The following is a 17,370-nucleotide window of genomic DNA, read 5'->3' as shown; positions in this document are numbered from 1 at the left end:
CCTATCGGCGTGACCGTCGTCGGTGGGCGCGAGACCGGCGACGCTCAGACGCCCATCGTGGTGCGCGGGTACAGCGCGTTGACGTCCGTCGCGACGTTGACGAGGTAGGGCACGCCCGAGGCGAAGGCACGGTCCAGGGCCGGTCCGATCTCCTTCGGGTCGGTCACGAACTCGCCGCCCGCGCCCAAGGCCTGGGCCACCTGGTCGTACCGCGTGTTGGGCGCCAGGTCCGCTGCCACGTCGTAGCCGTAGAGCATCTGCATCGGGGGCTTCTCCAGGCCCCACGCCGAGTTGTTGCCCACGACGATCACGACGGGCAGGTTGTGGCGGACCAGGGTGTCGATGTCGATGATCGACATGCCGGCGGCGCCGTCGCCCATCAACAGCACGACCTGGCTGGACGGGCGGGCGATGCGTGCGGCCATCGCGGCGCCGAGTCCGGCACCGAGGCAGCCGTACGGGCCGGGGTCGAGCCAGCCGCCGGGCCGCTGGGGCTCGACGAACTTGCCCGCGAAGGAGACGAAGTCCCCACCGTCGCCGATGACGACCGCGTCGTCGGCCAGCCGCGGCAGCAGCTCGCCGTAGATGCGCGCCGGGTGGATCGGGTCGGCCTCGGCCGTCAGCAGGGCGGAGTCGCGCTCGATCGCGGCGGCCACGATGTCCTGCAGCTCAGCCAGCCACGGCGACCAGTCGGGCTTGGAGACGCCCGCCTGCAGGCCGGTCAGCAGGCCGTCGAACACCAGGCTGAGGTCTCCGGCGACCGAGGCGCCCAAGGCCGCATGCGCCGAGACCTGGTCGGGGGAGTCGGCCACGTGAACCGTCACGGCCGGCGCGGCGCCGTCCTTGCCGCCGAAGCGGCCGAAGCCCAGGCGGAAGTCCAAGGGGGTTCCGACGACCACCACGAGGTCCGCCGTGCCGAGCGCCCGGGAGCGGGCCCGCGTCACGAGGTTGCCGTGCCCGCCGGGCACGATGCCGCGACCCATGCCGTTCGCGATGGCGGGGATGCCGGTCTCCTCGACGAAGCGCAGGGCGGCCTCCTCGGCGTGGTCGGACCACACGTCGGTACCCAGGATCACGACGGGGCGCTGGGCGCCGGCGAGCAGACCCACGACCTTCGAGATGGCCTCGGGGTCCGGCTCCAGTCGGGTGGTGCCGGGCCCGGCGGAGGTGTGCTGCACGGGCCCGGAGTTGAAGAACTCGTCCATGGGGATGTCCACGAACGTGGGGCCGCGGTGCGACGAGCCGGCCAGCGTGAACGCCTGGTCGACGACGGGCGCGATGTCGGCCAGCGTCGAGGCGGTCGTCGCGTACTTCGTGATCGTCTCGAAGATCGGCGGATGGTCCAGTTCCTGCAGGGTGCCGGTGCCCCAGGTCGATGCGGCCGCGCGGCCGCCGACCACGACGAGCGGGGACCCGGAGAAGAACGCCTGGGCCACCGGGCTGACGCCGTTGGTGACACCGGGACCGGCCGTCAGGACGGCGAGGCCGGGGGTGCGGGTCAGCTTGCCGATGGCCTCGGCCGCGAAGACGGCGGAGGGCTCGTGGCGGACGTCGATGATCGGCATCGGCTGCTCGGACTTCACCGCGGCGTCGTACATCGGGAAGATGTGGGCGCCCGAGAGGGTGAACATCGCCTCGGCGCCGTGAGCCCGCGCCACGTCGAGCGCGTGGTGGCCACCGTGAGGGCCGGTCGGCTCCGGGAAGGCCGCTTCTGGAGTGTGATCGTCGGTCATGTGACGCAGGTTACCCGCGAGTCGCTTCCGGGGGAGCCTGAGTCCGGGAACGGGCGCGCCCTAGGCTCGGGACGTGCCCTCCTTCGAAGACATCGCCGACGCGCAGACCGCGCTGACGAGCGCGCAGATCGACCGACTGCAGCTGCTCGTGACCGATTGGCAGATCGTCGCCGACCTGTCGTTCAGCGACCTCGTGCTCTGGGTCGACGACGCCGAGGCCAAGGGCATGTGGGCCGCGGCGCAGATCCGCCCCACGACGGGCCCGACGACCCTGTTGGAGGACGTCGTCGGCACGTTCCTGCCACGGGACGCCACCGAGCTGAAGGACGAGACGGCAGCCGACGGGACCGCGATCCGCCAGTCCGCCGTGCCGGTCATGTGGGCCGGCCGGCGCATCGGCGTGATCCAGAAGCGTCGCCCTGCCACCGACCAGCGGCCGGCGGGCGCCCTGGAGTCGGCGTACCGCCGCACCAGCGACGAGCTGTTCGAGATGATCCAGCGCGGCGAGTTCCCGCTGCCGGGGGTGCCGTCCGAACTGGCCGACTCCCTGCGCGTCGGCGACGGCTTCGTGCGGACGGACGTGGACGGCCGGGTCGCCTTCGCCAGCCCCAATGCGTTGTCGGCCTACCGGCGACTGGGCCACGTCGGCGACCTGCAGGGCGCCGACCTGATCGAGCTGAGCACCGCGCTGATCGGCGCGGACGCCGACCGCCCCTTCGCGGCCCTGTTCGGCTCCGGCGAGACCGAGGCCGAGATCGAGAGCGCGGGCGCCTCGATGCTGCTGCGGATCATGCCGCTGCGCAGCGGGGGGAAGGCGACCGGCTCACTGATCCTGCTGCGTGACGTGACCGAGCTGCGGCTGCGCGAGCGCGAGCTGGTCAGCAAGGACGCGACGATCCGCGAGATCCACCACCGCGTGAAGAACAACCTGCAGACGGTGGCGGCCCTGTTGCGGCTGCAGAGCCGGCGGATGGACATCCCCGCGGCACGCGAGGCGCTGCAGGAGGCCGAGCGCCGCGTCGGCTCCATCGCTCTCGTCCACGAGACGTTGAGCCAGTCGTTCGACGAGTCGGTCGAGTTCGACGCGATCGCGGACACCCTGCTGCGGACCGTGCTGGACGTCGGGGGAGGGGTGGTCAAGGCCGAGCGCGTCGGTTCCTTCGGCCTGGTGTCGGCCGAGATCGCGACGCCGTTGGCGATGGCGCTGACCGAGCTCGTGCAGAACGCCGCCGAGCATGCCTTCGGGCCCGAGGGTGGCCGGGTGACCTTGGCCGTGAACCGGATCCGGGGTCGGATCCGGATGCGGGTCAGTGACGACGGCAGAGGCCTGCCCGAGGACTTCGATCCGACACTGAGCCTGGGCCTGTCGATCGTGTCGACGTTGGTGCGGGGGGAGCTGAAGGGCGAGCTGGAGTACGAGTCGTCGCCGACGGGCGGAACGACGGTGACGATCGCGATCGGGCTGTCGTGAATCAGGCCGTGCGGATGCGGGCGCGGGCGTTGCGACGCTTGAGCGCGCGGCGCTCGTCCTCGCTGAGTCCGCCCCAGACTCCGTGGTCCTGACCGGACTCGAGCGCCCACTGCAGGCACTGTTCGCGCACGTCACAACGACGGCACACCATCTTCGCTTCCTCCACTTGGAGGATCGCCGGGCCCGTGTTGCCGATCGGGAAGAACAGCTCGGGATCTTCGTCCAGGCAGGCCGAACGATGACGCCAATCCATACCGATGACTCCTTAGGGGCCGAGAAAGTGGGGGAACGTGCGCACTGCGGCGCACCACTCACTTCAGTCTCCCAAGGTTTCATTCACATAACAACACTTGGCCACAGGCGATTCTGTCGCAAATCTCACATGTGGCGATCGTTCGAAATGCTTGAAATCTCACCCCGGTAGCCTGAGTGCGTGCGCCTTTCTTCCCCGTACCCACTGGTCATCGCCGCAACCGTCGTCGGCCTCCAGGCCTGCGTCTTCATCGTTCTGGCGGTCCTGGACCTCGGTGGTCTGGTCGAAGGACGGGTCGGCGTGGGGATCGGCATCGGCGTGATGTTGCTGCTGGTGGGCGTGGGGTTGGCGGCGGCCGCCGTGGGGCTGCTGCGGGGCGCACCGGTCTCGCGGGGGCCGGTGGTCGTGGCCCAGTTGATCGGTCTGGGGCTGGCGTGGTCGTTGCGCAACCCGGACCCCAACACGGGGGACAACCGGGCGGTCGCGCTCGCCATCGCCGCCTCGGCCGTGGTGGTGCTCGGATGCCTCGCCACCGGGTCGGCCCGCAAGGCGCTGGGCGACGACCCGTCGCAGTGACCCGTGTGCGAGACTGGACGCTGGGGCACACCCGTCCTCACCCGCGGCCTCAGACCGCACCACGGCAGCCGGATCGGCGCCGTCGGCACCCGTAGTCCACGCCGCGCGAGGAACCATGTCCACCCAACTCGATCCGATCGAATCCGACCTGCTCATGACGCTGACCGACCACGACGATCCTGTTTTCGCCCTGCACCGCGGCGGCAAGATGGAAGTCGCCTCGACGGTTCCCGTGGCCAATGCCGAGGACCTGTCGCTGGCGTACACGCCGGGCGTCGCCCGCGTGTGTGAGGCGATCGCCGCCGACAAGGAGGTCGCCCACCAGTACACGTGGGTCGGCAACACCGTCGCCGTGATCACCGACGGCACCGCCGTGCTCGGCCTGGGCGACATCGGCCCCGCGGCCGCCATGCCCGTCATGGAGGGCAAGGCCATCTTGTTCAAGCAGTTCGGTGGCGTCGACGCGATCCCGATCGCCCTCGACACCACGGACACCGATGAGATCGTCGAGACGATCGTGCGTCTCGCGCCGACGTTCGGCGGCGTCAACCTGGAGGACATCTCCAGCCCGCGCTGCTTCGAGATCGAGCGCCGACTGATCGAGCGGCTCGAGATCCCCGTCTTCCACGACGACCAGCACGGCACCGCCGTCGTCGTCCTGGCCGGCCTCTACAACGCCCTGCGCCTGACCGAGCGCGAGCCCGACGAGGTCAAGGTCGTCATCTCCGGCGCCGGCGCCGCGGGCGTCGCGATCACCAAGATCCTCCGCTCGGCCGGCGTCCGCAAGATCAGCGTCGTCGACCGCACGGGCGTCATCACCCCCGAGCGTGAGGACCTCAACGAGGTCAAGCAGTGGCTGGCCGAGGAGACGGCCGGCTGGGCGCGTCCCGGCTCGGTCTCCGATGCGCTGAACGGCGCCGACGTCTTCATCGGTGTCTCCGGCGGGACGATCCCGGAGGAGGCCGTCGCGGCCATGGCTCCGGACGCGATCATCTTCGCGCTGGCGAACCCGAACCCCGAGGTCCACCCCGACGTCGCGAACCGCCATGCCCGCATCGTGGCCACCGGCCGCTCGGACTTCCCGAACCAGCTCAACAACGTGCTGGTCTTCCCGGGCATCTTCCGCGGCGCGCTCGACGTCCGGGCGACGATGATCTCGGAGTCGATGAAGCTGGCCGCGGCCCGCGCGATCGCAGACCTGGTCGACGACGAGGAGCTGAGCGAGACGCACATCATCCCGTCGCCGTTCGATCCTCGCGTCTCGCAGGCGGTCGCTCGCGCGGTGACGGACACCGCGCGCCGCGACGGCCTCGCCCGTCGCCCTTACTGACGCTCGTCGCCCCTCCCGGGCGCGCAGCGGGCGACCCGGTTAGGGTCGCAGGCGTAGTTGCTCGTCACGACGTCACGACCCAGGAGATCGCCAGTGTTCGCTGTCTACGCCGCCTCGATGGACCCCAAGAACCCGATGGACGGACTCGTCGTCGGCGAACGGCCCGAACCCGAGGTGCCGGACGGCTGGACCACGGTGACGGTGAAGGCCGCCTCCATCAACCACCACGACGTCTGGAGCCTGCGCGGCGTCGGGCTGCGTGAGGAGTCGCTGCCGATGATCCTGGGCTGCGACGCGGCGGGCTACGACGAGGACGGCAACGAGGTCCTCGTCCACGCCGTCATCAGCTCGCCCGACTGGGTCGGCGACGAGACGCTCGACCCGCGCCGCTCGCTGCTGTCGGAGCGTTTCCAGGGCACCTTCGCCGACAAGGTCGCCGTCCCGAAGCGCAACATCGTCGCCAAGCCCGAGCGGCTCTCGTTCGCCGAGGCCGCCTGCCTGCCCACGGCGTGGCTCACGGCCTACCGGATGCTGTTCACGCAGGCCGACCTGAACCCCGGCGACGCGGTGCTCGTCCAGGGCGCGGGCGGCGGCGTCGCCACCGCCGCGATCACCCTGGCCCGCGCCGCGGGCTTCCGCGTGTTCGCCACCAGTCGCGACGAGCAGAAGCGTCAGCGGGCCCTCGAGATCGGTGCGCACGAGGTCTTCGACTCCGGTGAGCGCCTGCCGGTCAAGGTCGACGCCGTCATCGAGACGGTCGGCGCGGCCACCTGGTCGCACTCCATCAAGTCGATGCGCCCCGGCGGCACGCTGGTCATCGCCGGCGCCACGTCCGGTGATGCGCCGTCGCACGCCGAGTTGACCCGGATCTTCTTCCAGCAGATGCGCGTCCACGGCTCGACGATGGGCACGCGCGACGAACTGCGCCGCCTCGCCGAGTTCATGGCCGTCACGGGCACCAAGCCCCTCATCGACGCCGAGATCCCCATGGAGCAGGCCGCCGACGGCCTGCAGCGCGTCCTCGACGGCGACGTCTTCGGCAAGATCGTCCTCACCCGCTGAGCTCAGTCGAGCAGGTGTCGCAGGAACCGGTCGGGGCGGTCGAGGAACGTGCGCCAGTGGTGCACGACCTCGAGATCCGCCCAGGCGGTCTCGCGCCGGCCCCACGCCCCGACCTCGAGGATGCGCGCGCCGGGCAGTGAGGCCAGGACGGGGGAGTGCGTCGCGCACAGGACCTGGGCCCGGTCGCGGGTGATCTGGTCGAGGGTCGCCATGAGGGCGAGCGTGTTGGAGAACGACAGGGCGGCCTCCGGCTCGTCCAGGCAGTAGAACCCTGCCGTGTCGAAGCGGTGCTGCAGCAGCGCCACGAAGGACTCGCCGTGGCTCATCGCGTGGAAGTCGGGCTCGTGGGGACTGCCGCCGGGATGGTCCGCGAGGTAGGAGTACCAGCCGTGCATCGTCTCGGCGCGCAGGAAGAACCCCCACCTGCCGCTGCCGACCCCGCGTTGGATCGTCAGGTGCTGCCACAGGGACGACTCGGTCTCGCGGGTCTGGTGGCGCCCGAAGGCCGAGCCGCCCTCGGGCGACAATCCGTAGGCGACGGCGACCGCCTCGACGAGCGTGGACTTGCCGGACCCGTTCTCGCCGACCAGGAACGTGACCCCGGGGCCGAGGTCGAGGCCGTCACGCACCAACTGGCGCACGGCGGGAATCGAGGCGGACCAGTCGTCCGGCTCGGTGCCGGTGACCCGCACGACGGGCGGTTGGTCGAAGTCCACGGCAGCACCGTAGCGGCCATGACCGACGTCCCGCCCGCAGGGACGACGAAGGCCGCGCCCCTCGCGGGGCGCGGCCTTCGAGCGTGTCTGGTGTCGACCTAGTCCTCGTCGTCGAGGCGGGCCAGCCAGGTGGCCAGCCGCTCGACGGGAACCTCGAACTCGGGGTTCAGGTCGACGAAGATCGAGAACTGCTCGGCCAGCCAGGAGAAGGAGACCTCCTCCTCACCCCGGCGGGCCGCCAGCTCCTCGATGCCTCGATCGGTGAAGTACACGGCTCAGGCGAACGCGCGGTTCATCAGGTCCTTGAACTCGGCGACGTGCACCGAGTGCGAGCCCACCGACGGCGCGCCGGACTCCGGACGGGTGACCCGCGACATCGGCAGACCCAGCTCGTCGCGCAGGTACAGCGCGACGTGCGGCCACGGGCCCTGGTTCTCGGGCTCGTCCTGGACCCAGATGATCTGCTTCGCGTTCGGGTACTTGGCGATCTCGGCCTTGAGCTCCTCCAGCGGACGCGGGTAGAGCTGCTCGAGTCGAGCGATCGCCGTGCGGGGGCTGTCACCCTCGCGCTGCTTGCGCTCGGTCATCAGGTCCCAGGTGATCTTGCCCGAGCACAAGATGACGCGCTCGACCTTCTGGGGATCGACCTGGTCGTCACCGATCACCGGGCGGAACGTGCCCTGGGTGAAGTCCTCGGGCTGGCTGGCGGCCAGCTTGTTGCGCAGCATCGACTTCGGGGTGAAGACGATGAGCGGACGGTGCTGGGCCTGCAGGTTCTGACGACGCAGCAGGTGGAAGTACGACGCGGAGGTCGAGGGCTGCGCGATCGTCATCTCGTCGTTGGCGGCGAGCGTCAGGAAGCGCTCGATGCGGCCTGACGAGTGATCCGGCCCCTGGCCCTCGTAGCCGTGCGGCAGCAGCAGCACGACGCCGGACTTCTGGCCCCACTTGGTCTCGCCCGAGCTGATGTACTCGTCGATGACCGACTGGGCGCCGTTGACGAAGTCGCCGAACTGGGCCTCCCACATCGTCAGCGCCTCGGGACGGGCCACGGAGTAGCCGTACTCGAAGCCGAGCGCAGCGTACTCGCTCAGCAGCGAGTCGTAGACGTAGAACGACGCCTGGTCCTCGCCCACGTGCTGCAGCGGGGTCCACTCGTCGCCGTTCTGGCGATCGATGATCGTCGCGAAGCGCGTCGTGAACGTGCCGCGGCGGGAGTCCTGACCGACGAGGCGGACGGGACGGCCGTCGAGCAGCAACGAGCCCATCGCGATGATCTCGCCCGTGCCCCAGTCGATGGGGCCGGCCGTGATCGACGCGGCGCGACGCTGCAGCTGCGGCAGCACCTTCGGGTGCACCGTGAAGCCGTCGGGCACGTTCGTGTACGCGTCGGCGATCGCCTTGAGCGTGTCCGGCGTGACCGCGGTGACGAGGTCGTCGTCGTACGGCTTCTCCGGGTAGTCCGGCGTCCGCGTGTAACCCGAGTCGTCCTGGGCCTGCTTGACCTTGGCCAGGTTCTGCTCGAGGAGCTTCTGGTACTCCTTGAGCGCCTCCTCGGCCTCCTCGAGCGTGATGTCGCCACGACCGACGAGAGCCTCGGTGTACAGCTTGCGCACCGACTTCTTCTTCTCGATCGTGTCGTACATCAGCGGCTGCGTGAAGCTGGGGTCGTCGCCCTCGTTGTGACCGCGGCGGCGGTAGCAGACGAGGTCGATCACGACGTCCTTGTGGAACGTGCGGCGGTACTCGTAGGCCAGCTGGGCCGCGCGGATGCACGCCTCGGGGTCGTCGCCGTTGACGTGGAAGATCGGCGCCTGGATCATCCGGGCGACGTCGGTGCTGTACGTCGACGAGCGCGACGAGGACGGGCTGGTGGTGAAGCCGACCTGGTTGTTGACGATGACGTGGACCGTGCCGCCGGTGCGGTAGCCGCGCAGCTGGGACAGGTTCAGCGTCTCGGCGACGACACCCTGGCCGGCGAACGCCGCGTCACCGTGGACGAGCACCGGCAGGACCGGGAACTCCTCGCCACGGTTCAGCACGTCCTGCTTCGCACGGGCGATGCCCTCCAGGACCGGGTCGACGACCTCGAGGTGCGACGGGTTCGCCGCGACCGAGACCTTGACCTTGTCGCCGTGGACCGAGGTGTACTCGCCGTCGACGCCCAGGTGGTACTTGACGTCGCCGGAGCCCTGGACGGTGCGCGGGTCGATGTTGCCCTCGAACTCGCGGAACACCTGCGCGGGGTCCTTGCCGGCGATGTTGACCAGCACGTTGAGGCGGCCACGGTGGGCCATGCCGATGCAGACCTCTTCGAGGCCGTCGGCGGCCGCGCCCTCGCAGATCTCGTCGAGCAGCGGGATGACGGTCTCGCCACCCTCGAGGCTGAAGCGCTTCTGGCCGACGAACTTCGTCTGCAGGAACGTCTCGAAGGCCTCGGCCTGGTTGAGCTTCTGCAGGATGCGCAGCTGCTCCTCGCGGGGCTCCTTGACGTGCGGGCGCTCGAGGCGCTCCTGGAACCAGGCGCGCTCCTCGGGCTCCTGGATGTGCATGTACTCCACGGCCATCGTGCGCACGTACGAGTCACGCAGGATGCCCAGGATCTCGCGCAGCTTCATGAAGCGCTTGCCCGAGGCCTTGCCGAACGAGCCGACCGGGAACTCGCGGTCGAGGTCCCACAGCGTGAGGCCGTGCGACGCGATGTCGAGGTCGGGGTGCGTGCGCTGGCGGTACTCGAGCGGGTTGGTGTCGGCCATGAGGTGGCCGCGGACCCGGTACGCGTGGATCAGCTCGAGGACGCGCGCCTGGCGGTCGACGTCGTCGTCGTGGCGGACCGAGATGTCCTTGGCCCAGCGGATGGGCTCGTAGGGGATCCGCAGCGAACGGAAGATGTCGTCGTAGAAGCCCTCGGCGCCCAGCAGCAGCTGGTGGACGCGACGCAGGAACTCGCCCGACGTGGCACCCTGGATGACTCGGTGGTCGTACGTCGAGGTGAGCGTCATCATCTTCGAGACGGCCATCTGCGCGATGGTGTCCTCGGAGGTGCCCTGGAACTCGGCGGGGTACTCCATCGAGCCGACGCCCACGATGAGGCCCTGACCGGCCATGAGGCGCGGCACCGAGTGGTTGGTGCCGATGCCACCGGGGTTGGTCAGGCTGACGGTCGTGCCCTGGAAGTCGCTGACCTCGAGCTTGTTGTCGCGCGCCTTGCGCACGATCGTCTCGTAGCCGCGCCAGAACTGGGCGAAGTCCATCTGGTCGGCGCCCTTGATGTTGGGCACCATGAGCGAGCGCGAGCCGTCGGCCTTCTGCACGTCGACGGCCAGGCCGAAGTTGACCTGCTCGGGGTTGAGCTGGACCGGCTTGCCCTTCTCGTTGTACTCGAAGCCGGTGTTCATCTCGGGCATCGCCTTGAGCGCCTGGACGACCGCGAAGCCGATCAGGTGCGTGAACGAGACCTTGCCGCCGCGGGCGCGGGCGAGGTGGTTGTTGATGACGACGCGCTGGTCGAACAGCAGCTTCACCGGCACTGAGCGGACGCTGGTGGCCGTGGGCACCGTGAGGCTGGCGTCCATGTTGGTCGCCGTGCGGGCGGCCGCGCCCTTGAGCACGACCTTCTCGACCTCGCCGGGGCCCGAGGGCTGGGTGGGAGCCTGCTCCTTGGCCGCCGTCTTCTTCGGCTGCGACTTGGCGGCCGGCTTCGGCGTGGAGGGAGCCTCGGCAGGTGCCGGTGGGTTCTTGTCGTCGGCGGCGTGCTCGGCCGGCGAGGCCGCCGGGGTGGCCGGCTTCTCGGCCTGCTTGGCCGAGGGCTCGCGTGCCGGCTCGCCGGTCTTCGTCTCGGACGACTCGTTCGTGCCCTTCTGGGCGGACGAGGAGCCGTTCGACGAGCGGGCGCCGTTCGACTCGCCGTCGGAGCCGTATCCTCCCTTGCGGAAGAACTCGGCCCACTCATCGCCGACCGAGGACGGGTCTGCGGTGAACTGGTCGTACATCTCTTCGACGAGCCATTCATTGGCTCCGAAGTCGGGGTGCGGAGCGTCGGTCGTCGACGCGGGGGAGGACTCGGCCACGGCCTGAATCGCCTCTTCCGGGGAAAGTTGCTCGCGTGCTGGCGCACGGGTGGTGGACTCATCACAGGGTAACGCGCGCGCATAGTCGCACGCAGTCAGGTGGTGCAACCCGTCGATGAGCGGCTCGGGACGTCCGCCCGACGGTCTCAGACGGCCTCGAGAGTGGCGTCCAACGTCATCTCGTCGACGCCGTCGAGGGCCTTGCTGACGGGGCAGGTCTCCTTGGCTTCCTGGGCGACCTGCGCGAACTTCTCGGCGTCGATCCCCTCGGCCTCGGCGCGCACGGTCAGGGCGATGCGATTGATCCGGAACCCGCCGTCGGGGTCGGGCGCGAGCGACACGTCGGCCGACGTCTCGACGGAGCGGACGGTCGCGCCGGCCCGGCCCAGCAGGGCGGTCAGCTGCATGGTGAAGCAGGACGAGTGGGCCGCGGCGATGAGCTCCTCGGGGTTCGTCGCGCCGCCTCCGTCCTCGGAGGAGCGCTTGGGGAACGACATCTCGAACGTTCCGAGCCCCGACGAGGTCAGCTCGACCTGTCCGGAGCCGTCCTCGAATCCGCCGTCCCAGGCGGTGCGTGCGGTACGAGTGGGCATGAGACCTCCTGCGTTGATGGTGGTTCCCTCACGACGCTAACCACGAATCGCGACGTCCGCACGGCGCGTCCGTGGACAGCGCCGCGGTCCGCTCCTAGGTTCGAGCCGTGGAGGTCACTGAGGTCGCCGACGGGATCTGGTTCGCCCGCACCGAGGTCGTCAACTGGGTGGTGCTCGTCGAGGGGGACCGCGCGGCGTTGATCGACTGCGGCTACCCGGGCCAGGCGGCTCTCGTGGAGGAGTCCGTCCGGCGGGCTGGCTCGACCATGGACCGGGTCGAGGCGCTCGTCCTGACCCACAACCACGTCGACCACACCGGCTCGATGCCCGCCCTCGCCGCGCGAGGCGTGCGGGTCCTGGCCGGCGCCGACGAGCTGCCCATGTTGCGCGGCGAGCGCATCGAGAGCGCCACGACGCGCGACGTGCTGGTGCGGGCCTGGCGCCCGCGGGTCCTGCGCTGGGCGCTCACCATCGCGCGGCTGGGCGGCTCACAGCATCCGCGGATCGACCGCCCCGAGGCGGTGCGCCCGGGGGAGCCGCTCCACGTCGCCCGCTCGCCGGTCCCGATCTCCCTGCCGGGTCACACCTCGGGCCACACGGCGTTCCACTTCCCGGCCCAGCGCGTGGTCGTGACCGGCGATGCCCTGGTCACGGGTCACTCGCTCAGCTCGGTCGAGGGACCGCAGGCCATCGACGGGTTCTTCCATCACGACACCGCGCGACTGCGTGCCACGCTGCCGGAGCTGGCCCGTCTCGACGCCGACCTGGTCCTGCCCGGGCACGGACCGGTCGCGCACCTGCCCATCGCTCGTGCGGTCGCCGAGGCGCTGGACACCTGATGGAGACGATCGACGAGTACGTCGTCCGGACACTCCCCGCGCTCGAGCCGCGGCCCGGGGCGGAGCGGGCGAGGGACCCGCAGACGCTGCAGGACCTGTTCGCCGCGCAGGTGCAGAGCCGTCACCTCGACTTCGCGGCCCGCTGGTTGCAGGCCCGGGGTGCGGGGTTCTACACGATCGGCTCGGCCGGCCACGAGAGCAACGCGGCCCTGGGGCTGCTGTCGGAGGTCACCGATCCCGCGCTGCTGCACTACCGCTCGGGCGGTCTGTACGCGGCGCGGTCGGCCAGGGCGGGGCGCGAGGACGGGATCCGCGCGATCTTGCTGAGCCTGGTCAGCGCCCGCAGCGATCCCATGTCCGGTGGCCGGCACAAGGTGTTCGGTCATCCCGGACTCAGCATCATCCCGCAGACGTCGACGATCGCCTCGCACCTGCCGCGCTCGGTCGGGCTCGGGCTGGGGCTGGGCTTCGCGCCCGCCCTGGGGCGGCACACCGCCTGGCCCGAGGACGCGATCGTGCTGTGCAGCTTCGGCGACGCCTCGGCGAACCACTCCACCGCGGTGGGTGCCCTCAACGCCGCGGCCTACCTCGCCCACCGAGGGTTGCAGTGTCCGGTGCTGTTCGTGTGCGAGGACAATCGCATCGGCATCAGCACGGCATCCCCGCGCGGCTGGCCCGGAGCGATGCTGGACCGGCTGCCGGGGATCGAGTACCGGACGGCCGACGGAGACGATCCGATCGGCCTGCTGGAGCACACGCGCCAGGCCCTGGACGCCGTGCGGTCGAGCCGCCGGCCGGGCGTCCTGCACCTGAGCACCGTGCGGTTCTCGGGGCACGCGGGCTCCGACGCCGAGATCTCCTACCGCACCCGTCGCCAGATCGAGGCCGACTACGCCCAGGACCCGCTCGTCGCGACCGCGCAGGCGCTGGTCGACGCGGGGGCGTTGACCGGTGCCGAGGCACTCGCGACGTACGAGGCGATGCGTGACCAGGTGATGGAGCAGGCCGAGGAGGTGCTCGGGGAGGCGCACCTGGAGTCCGGGTCGGCGGTGATGGTGCCCCTGGCGACGCCGGCCGTGGCGCCGGTGCCGGGGCGCGAGACCGAGGGCCCCCGGCGCACCCTGGCGCAAGCCATCAACGCGACGCTGGCCGAGCTGCTGGAGGAGCACTCCGACACGCTCGTCTTCGGCGAGGACGTGGCGGTCAAGGGTGGCGTGTACGGCGTGACGCGCGGGCTGCGCAAGCGCTACGGCGGCCAGCGCGTGTTCGACACCCTGCTGGACGAGCAGACGATCCTGGGCACCGCGCTCGGCACCGCGCTGGCCGGCTTCCTGCCGATCCCCGAGATCCAGTACCTGGCGTACCTGCACAACGCCGAGGACCAGTTGCGCGGCGAGGCGGCGTCGCTGGCGTTCTTCTCGGCCGGGCAGTACCGCAACGGGATGGTCGTCCGCATCGCCGGACTGGCCTACCAGCGCGGCTTCGGCGGCCACTTCCACAACGACAACTCGGTCGCCGTGCTGCGCGACGTCCCCGGGCTCGTGCTGGCCGTCCCCAGCCACCCCTCGGACGCGCCGGGCCTGCTGCGGGCCTGTCACGAGCTGGCGCGCCAGGGGACGGTGTGCGTGTTCCTCGAGCCGATCGCGCGGTACCACTCGCGCGACCTGCACGAGGACGGCGACGGCCTGTGGACCGCCGCACCCGAGACGGACGCCGTGATCCCGCCGGGGCAGGTCGGCGTCTACGGCGACGGCCGCGACGCCGTCCTCGTGACCTTCGGCAACGGCACCTGGCTGAGCCTGCGCGCGGCCGAGCAGCTGCGCGCCCGGGGCGTCGCCGTCACGGTCGTCGACCTGCGGTGGTTGGCCCCCTTGCCGGTCGAGGCCCTCGTGGACGTGTGTCGCGGGTTCGACCGCGTGCTCGTGGTGGACGAGACCCGGCGTTCCGCGGGGGTGGGGGAGGGTGTCGTCAGCGCGCTCGTCGACGCCCGGCAGCCCGGGCGGATCGCGCGGGTCGCCAGCGCCGACAGCTTCATCCCGCTCGGGCCCGCAGCCGAGACGGTGCTGCTCGGCGAGGAGGAGATCGTCCAGGCGGCCCTGGACCTCGTGCGGTCGCCGCTGCGCTGACGCGCTCGGCGTCAGGCGGGCTTGGTCGCGCGGACGATCGCCCCGTGCATGCCCGGGACGGCCTCGTGGGTGAACTCGACCTCGGCGTCCACGAAGCCGGCCGCCGTCAGGGCCGCCAGGTACTCCGAGCGCGAGAGGGCACCGGCGATGCAGCCGACGTGCGAGCCACGCTCGGCGCGCTCGGCAACGCTGAGGTGGTCCTCGGCGACGACGTCGGACACGCCGACGCGTCCGCCGGGGGTCAGCACGCGGAACATCTCGGCCATGACCTTCGGCTTGTCGACCGACAGGTTGATCACGCAGTTGGAGATGACGACGTCGACCGAGCCGTCCGGCAGCGGGACGTCCTCGATCGTGCCGCGCAGGAACTCGACGTTGCGCGCCCCGGCCTTCTCGGCGTTCGCCCGCGCCAGGTCGAGCATCTCGTCGGTCATGTCGACGCCGTAGGCGAAGCCGGTCTCGCCGACGCGCCGGGCCGAGAGCAGGACGTCGATCCCGCCGCCGGAGCCGAGGTCGAGGACCCGCTCGCCGGGGTGCAGGGCGGCCACGGCGGTGGGATTGCCGCAGCCCAGGCTCGCGGCGAGCGCCTCGGCCGGCACGTCGCCGGCGGCCTGCGGGTCGTACAGATCGGCACCGAAGCGGGCGTCGCCGACGGTCGGGGCGCTGCTGTCGCCGGAGCAACAGTCGCCCGCCCCGGCGTCGGCGAGGTCCAGGATCGACGCGTTGGTCGCGCCGGAGCCGGCGCTGACCGCCGCTGCCGCGTAGCGTTGCCGGACCTGCTCGACCAGTTCCTCGTCGGTGCTCATCGTTCCTCCATATTGACGTTCGTCGATGGATCGACTCTGACGCATGCATCGATCGATGTCAATGTGTGTGGCAGGCTGGGGCCATGGCCTCCCCGCTGCCGATCGTCGACACCTGCTGCTCACCGCTGACCGGCGGTGCCCTCGACGACGAGGCCGCCTCGGCCCTGGCCGCGAAGTTCAAGGCCCTCGGGGATCCCACGCGGGTGCGTCTGCTGTCGATGATCGCGGCCGCCGAGGGCGCCGAGGCGTGCATCTGCGATCTCACCGAGCCCATCGGCCTGAGCCAGCCGACGGTGTCGCACCACATGAAGCTCCTGGTCGAAGCGGGCCTCGTCACCCGCGAGCAGCGCGGCCGCTGGGCGTACTACCGCGTGGTGGAGGCGGAGCTGACCTCCCTGGCCGACGCGCTGCGGCCCGGCGACCGAGGCGCGGTGTGACCGTCTACCTCGCCTGGACCGCCGAGGAGCCCGAGGCTCTGGACGGCCCGTGGCAGGAGGCCCGGGCGATCGCGCCGGGGCTCTTCCTGTTCGAGAGCTCCGAGACGCTCTCGGTCGTCTATCACGCCTTGAAGTGGTCGCTGCCGGACGAGGCGGCCCTCATCGTCAGTCCGGTCGACTCCACCCCGAAGTCACGGGGCATGGCTCCGGGCACGACGACGTGGCTTCGCGAGCGCACCGACCCGGCCGGCGTCAGGTCGTGAGGTCGAGGTCCTTGAACCAGGACTCCGTCACGTACTCGGTCTCCCACCCCAGCGACCGGTAGAGCTCGTCGGCCTTGGTCGGCGAGTCGGCGTCGACCTCGAGGTCGACACGGTCCCGGCCGTGGTGCGCGGCGTCGGCGATCACCGTGGCCAGCAGCGACTTCGCCACGCCGCGCCCGCGCGCGGCCCGGTTGACCCCGATGTACTCGACGTACGTGCCCTGGGTGCCGCCCTCGGGTGCCGCCTTGGACGAGCACACGACGGTGCCGGCCGGGACGTGCGCGCCCTCGTCGGTCTCGACGTAGGCCAGCCACCAGTGGTCCCAGCTGTGGCCCGGGTCCTCGCGCAGCCGCTGGACGAACTCCGAGAAGCTCTCGCGGTAGGAGTTGAAGTGGTCCTGGAACGAGGTCTCGAGCATCTGGTGCACGATCTGCAGGTCGGACGCGACCGGCATGCCGTTCTCGTGGCGCTCGACCGGGCGGACCGTGACGCCCGCGCGAGGGGTCAGTGAGGCCTCGTCCGCGGTGACCGGGCGGGTCATGTGCAGCCAGGTCCGCCGCTTGGCGTAGCCGGCCTGCGTGAGCCAGCCGGCCTGCCGCGCGTCGTCGGCGAACGGACTCTCGTCCAGCCGGGTCGCGTCGACGCCGCGGAACCGGGCCATGCCCACGGCGGCGGACTCGGCCCAGGCGTAGAACACGGCGGCGATCGCGTCGATCTCCGGGACGTCACGGTCGAAGTAGCCCCAGATCAGCGCGCGGCCGGCGGCACGGTCGTGCACCGTGATCCAGGCCCGGGGGACGTCGTCCGGACCCACGGCGACGAGCTGGCGCCGGGTCCACGACGCCTGGCCGGCGACCTCCGACTCGATCCCCGCCGGGTCGACGTGGGCCTCGCCCGTGCCTTGCAGCTCATCGAGTCGTCTGAGCTCCACGAGCGCGTCGATGTCGGCATAACCGGGGACGCGGGCACGCCACGGGGTCGGCAGTTCGGGAAGGTCCAGGGTGCTGTCGTTCGTGTCGGGCATCGGAACCATTGTGGTGGACGGGACGCCGAGTGGCGCGCCCATGGGTCGATCGCACCTCCGCGGCGACGGCT

The 17,370-nt window shown here is 70.9% G+C and carries 16 protein-coding genes; 8 read left to right on the top strand and 8 right to left on the bottom strand.

Annotation, left to right across the window (positions count from 1 at the left end):
• Positions 1-44: 44 nt before the first annotated feature.
• Positions 45-1,733, bottom strand: a complete 1,689-nt coding sequence (locus H9L21_RS10645; protein ID WP_154596921.1) for an acetolactate synthase — start codon at positions 1,731-1,733, stop codon at positions 45-47.
• 73 nt (positions 1,734-1,806) lie between these two features.
• Here H9L21_RS10645 and H9L21_RS10640 point away from each other — a divergent pair, with 73 nt between their 5' ends.
• Positions 1,807-3,204 carry a sensor histidine kinase gene (locus tag H9L21_RS10640; protein ID WP_187411446.1) on the top strand — a complete coding sequence of 466 codons (1,398 nt, stop codon included), beginning with the start codon at positions 1,807-1,809 and terminating at the stop codon, positions 3,202-3,204.
• Position 3,205: 1 nt separating this feature from the next.
• On the opposite strand, the gene H9L21_RS10635 is transcribed toward H9L21_RS10640, so the two are convergent.
• Positions 3,206-3,457 carry a WhiB family transcriptional regulator gene (locus H9L21_RS10635; protein ID WP_154596922.1) on the bottom strand — a complete coding sequence of 84 codons (252 nt, stop codon included), beginning with the start codon at positions 3,455-3,457 and terminating at the stop codon, positions 3,206-3,208.
• A gap of 180 nt (positions 3,458-3,637) precedes the next feature.
• Between H9L21_RS10635 and H9L21_RS10630 the strand changes: the two genes are divergently transcribed.
• The 3 genes from H9L21_RS10630 (at position 3,638) to H9L21_RS10620 (ending at position 6,425) form a co-directional block, all read left to right on the top strand.
• Positions 3,638-4,033: a hypothetical protein gene (locus H9L21_RS10630; RefSeq protein WP_154596923.1), complete on the top strand. Its 396-nt coding sequence runs from the start codon at positions 3,638-3,640 to the stop codon at positions 4,031-4,033.
• 115 nt (positions 4,034-4,148) lie between these two features.
• Positions 4,149-5,363 (top strand): NAD(P)-dependent malic enzyme, encoded by a 1,215-nt coding sequence (locus H9L21_RS10625; RefSeq protein ID WP_154596924.1) that lies wholly within the window; start codon positions 4,149-4,151, stop codon positions 5,361-5,363.
• A 93-nt stretch (positions 5,364-5,456) separates the two neighbouring features.
• Positions 5,457-6,425: a zinc-binding dehydrogenase gene (locus tag H9L21_RS10620; protein WP_187411445.1), complete on the top strand. Its 969-nt coding sequence runs from the start codon at positions 5,457-5,459 to the stop codon at positions 6,423-6,425.
• A 2-nt stretch (positions 6,426-6,427) separates the two neighbouring features.
• Here the strand turns inward: H9L21_RS10620 and H9L21_RS10615 are convergent, their stop codons facing one another.
• The 4 genes from H9L21_RS10615 to H9L21_RS10600 all read right to left on the bottom strand — a co-directional run bounded on the left by H9L21_RS10615 (position 6,428) and on the right by H9L21_RS10600 (position 11,804).
• On the bottom strand, positions 6,428-7,141 hold the full coding sequence (locus H9L21_RS10615) for an AAA family ATPase (protein WP_187411444.1): 714 nt from the start codon (positions 7,139-7,141) through the stop codon (positions 6,428-6,430).
• 98 nt (positions 7,142-7,239) lie between these two features.
• Positions 7,240-7,413: a DUF6104 family protein gene (locus tag H9L21_RS10610; RefSeq protein WP_154596926.1), complete on the bottom strand. Its 174-nt coding sequence runs from the start codon at positions 7,411-7,413 to the stop codon at positions 7,240-7,242.
• Between the two features lie 3 nt (positions 7,414-7,416).
• Positions 7,417-11,211 carry a multifunctional oxoglutarate decarboxylase/oxoglutarate dehydrogenase thiamine pyrophosphate-binding subunit/dihydrolipoyllysine-residue succinyltransferase subunit gene (locus H9L21_RS10605; protein WP_187411443.1) on the bottom strand — a complete coding sequence of 1,265 codons (3,795 nt, stop codon included), beginning with the start codon at positions 11,209-11,211 and terminating at the stop codon, positions 7,417-7,419.
• A gap of 146 nt (positions 11,212-11,357) precedes the next feature.
• A complete protein-coding gene (locus H9L21_RS10600) occupies positions 11,358-11,804 on the bottom strand; it encodes an OsmC family peroxiredoxin (protein WP_154596927.1) in 447 nt (148 codons plus the stop codon).
• A 107-nt stretch (positions 11,805-11,911) separates the two neighbouring features.
• Here H9L21_RS10600 and H9L21_RS10595 point away from each other — a divergent pair, with 107 nt between their 5' ends.
• Both H9L21_RS10595 and H9L21_RS10590 read left to right on the top strand, forming a co-directional pair.
• Positions 11,912-12,643: an MBL fold metallo-hydrolase gene (locus tag H9L21_RS10595; protein ID WP_154596928.1), complete on the top strand. Its 732-nt coding sequence runs from the start codon at positions 11,912-11,914 to the stop codon at positions 12,641-12,643.
• Complete coding sequence (locus H9L21_RS10590; protein WP_154596929.1) at positions 12,643-14,769, top strand: thiamine pyrophosphate-dependent enzyme; 2,127 nt, start codon at positions 12,643-12,645, stop codon at positions 14,767-14,769. The genes H9L21_RS10595 and H9L21_RS10590 overlap by 1 nt, the downstream gene beginning before the upstream one ends.
• Positions 14,770-14,780: 11 nt before the next feature.
• On the opposite strand, the gene arsM is transcribed toward H9L21_RS10590, so the two are convergent.
• Positions 14,781-15,575: an arsenite methyltransferase gene (arsM, locus tag H9L21_RS10585; protein ID WP_154596930.1), complete on the bottom strand. Its 795-nt coding sequence runs from the start codon at positions 15,573-15,575 to the stop codon at positions 14,781-14,783.
• 83 nt (positions 15,576-15,658) lie between these two features.
• On the opposite strand from arsM, the gene H9L21_RS10580 reads away from it, so the two are divergent.
• The gene (locus H9L21_RS10580; protein WP_154596931.1) at positions 15,659-16,012 is read left to right on the top strand and encodes an ArsR/SmtB family transcription factor; all 354 of its coding nucleotides are present in this window, start codon (positions 15,659-15,661) and stop codon (positions 16,010-16,012) included.
• Entirely contained in the window at positions 16,009-16,275 is a 267-nt protein-coding gene (locus H9L21_RS10575; protein ID WP_154596932.1) for a hypothetical protein, read from the top strand. The genes H9L21_RS10580 and H9L21_RS10575 overlap by 4 nt, the downstream gene beginning before the upstream one ends.
• Here H9L21_RS10575 and H9L21_RS10570 read toward each other — a convergent pair.
• Positions 16,265-17,299, bottom strand: coding sequence for a GNAT family N-acetyltransferase (locus H9L21_RS10570; RefSeq protein WP_230081561.1), 1,035 nt, complete (start codon positions 17,297-17,299; stop codon positions 16,265-16,267). The two genes, H9L21_RS10575 and H9L21_RS10570, sit on opposite strands and share 11 nt — an antisense overlap.
• Between the last annotated feature and the right edge of the window lie 71 nt (positions 17,300-17,370).

It is taken from the genome of Aeromicrobium senzhongii (assembly GCF_014334735.1).
In the GTDB taxonomy this organism is placed as follows: domain Bacteria; phylum Actinomycetota; class Actinomycetes; order Propionibacteriales; family Nocardioidaceae; genus Aeromicrobium; species Aeromicrobium senzhongii.
Note: the sequence above shows the minus strand (reverse complement) of the source record. Positions and strands in the feature narration are given on the sequence as shown.

Coding starts and splice junctions, on each gene's coding strand:
- H9L21_RS10645 (WP_154596921.1), bottom strand. CDS start 1,733: ATGACCGACGATCACACTCCAGAAGCGGCCTTCCCGGAGCCGACCGGC.
- H9L21_RS10570 (WP_230081561.1), bottom strand. CDS start 17,299: ATGCCCGACACGAACGACAGCACCCTGGACCTTCCCGAACTGCCGACC.
- H9L21_RS10600 (WP_154596927.1), bottom strand. CDS start 11,804: ATGCCCACTCGTACCGCACGCACCGCCTGGGACGGCGGATTCGAGGAC.
- H9L21_RS10580 (WP_154596931.1), top strand. CDS start 15,659: ATGGCCTCCCCGCTGCCGATCGTCGACACCTGCTGCTCACCGCTGACC.
- H9L21_RS10590 (WP_154596929.1), top strand. CDS start 12,643: ATGGAGACGATCGACGAGTACGTCGTCCGGACACTCCCCGCGCTCGAG.
- arsM (WP_154596930.1), bottom strand. CDS start 15,575: ATGAGCACCGACGAGGAACTGGTCGAGCAGGTCCGGCAACGCTACGCG.
- H9L21_RS10625 (WP_154596924.1), top strand. CDS start 4,149: ATGTCCACCCAACTCGATCCGATCGAATCCGACCTGCTCATGACGCTG.
- H9L21_RS10635 (WP_154596922.1), bottom strand. CDS start 3,457: ATGGATTGGCGTCATCGTTCGGCCTGCCTGGACGAAGATCCCGAGCTG.